The organism is Peribacillus sp. NPDC056705 (assembly GCF_043656335.1).
On the sequence record NZ_JBHTYI010000132.1, the window covers coordinates 1 to 317 of the forward strand.

Annotated in this window: 1 protein-coding gene and 1 pseudogene; both read right to left on the reverse strand. The window is 44.2% G+C overall.

All coding sequences use genetic code 11. The features are described from left to right. Positions 1–121: pseudogene (locus ACFRAK_RS28165) on the reverse strand (GNAT family N-acetyltransferase); the annotation flags it as partial. Positions 122–241: 120 nt separating this feature from the next. Beyond that, on the reverse strand, positions 242–310 hold the full coding sequence (locus ACFRAK_RS28170; protein ID WP_394573064.1) for a DUF2569 family protein: 69 nt from the start codon (positions 308–310) through the stop codon (positions 242–244). Between the last annotated feature and the right edge of the window lie 7 nt (positions 311–317).

The window sequence follows — 317 nt, forward strand, 5'->3', positions numbered from 1 at the left end:
CGGTTACAGGCTCCAGGTCGGCTGTTACTTTTCTGCTGGAGACCGTTGAGTTATAGATGTCTACAATTGCAGGCAAATCCTCTTTGACAGCATAATCAATACGATAATCTTGCGCTTCCATGTCATACCTCCGAACAGATACATGATGATGATCCCAAGTCATGAATGCCCATCCCTGGTTCATATTAGATTTATTGTACAAGAGGTGATGGAAAAACGCTTCTATTTTTCTGAAGAAGTGCTAGTTCACGAAGGTGTTGCGTACGCGCTTGGAGCGAAGGAAGTATGGAATCCAGATGCAGCAGTACACAATGGAG